Origin of the sequence: Allokutzneria sp. NRRL B-24872, assembly GCF_002155965.1 — a bacterium.
In the GTDB taxonomy this organism is placed as follows: Bacteria; Actinomycetota; Actinomycetes; order Mycobacteriales; family Pseudonocardiaceae; genus Allokutzneria.
Map to the genome: position 1 here is coordinate 1 of NZ_MUMH01000358.1, position 589 is coordinate 589.

The following is a 589-nucleotide window of genomic DNA, read 5'->3' on the forward strand; positions in this document are numbered from 1 at the left end:
ACCGGTACCGGCCTCGGCCGGCTTCCCCGGCGCACGGCGTGGCCGATCCCGCGCCGATGGCCAGCGCCTGCCCGCGGTCCGCCTCCTCAGTGCGCGGCGCATGGCGTTGTCGATCCCGCGCTCGCCGGCCGCCGCGTGCGGGCGTGCGAAAGCCGGGGCGCCACCCCCATCGAGGTGGCGCCCCGGCCGGACCCGGATCACCGGGACTTGTGCTCGCTCTTGCCCTTGCCCGCGGCCGCCTGGCCGTTGCCGTTGACCGGCTTGGACGTGGCCGGCTTCGGGGGCTCCGGCTTCGCCGGGACCGGCGGGACCGCCTGGTCCGCCGGGGTCACCGTCTTGTCCGCGGGGACCGGAGCCGGCGCGGGGGTAGGAGCCGGAGCCGGCTTCTCCTCCGCCAACGGGTTGGACCGCTTCACCTTCGTCACGGCCACGATCGCCGCCGCCACCGCACCCAACGCCACCAGCCACGGCCACCGGGCCCGGCGCGTGCGCTCTCCGCGCGCCACCGTCTTGGCCTCCTGCAGCGCCACCGCCAGATCACGCTTGGCCGTGGCCACCGCCTTGCGGCGCTTGCGGTTCGACTCGTTCG

1 pseudogene is annotated in these 589 nt (G+C 76.6%); it reads right to left on the bottom strand.

The annotated features are described in order from the left end of the window. Window positions 1-197 precede the first annotated feature (197 nt). A pseudogene (locus CCN37_RS38040) lies at window positions 198-589 on the bottom strand (hypothetical protein); the annotation flags it as partial.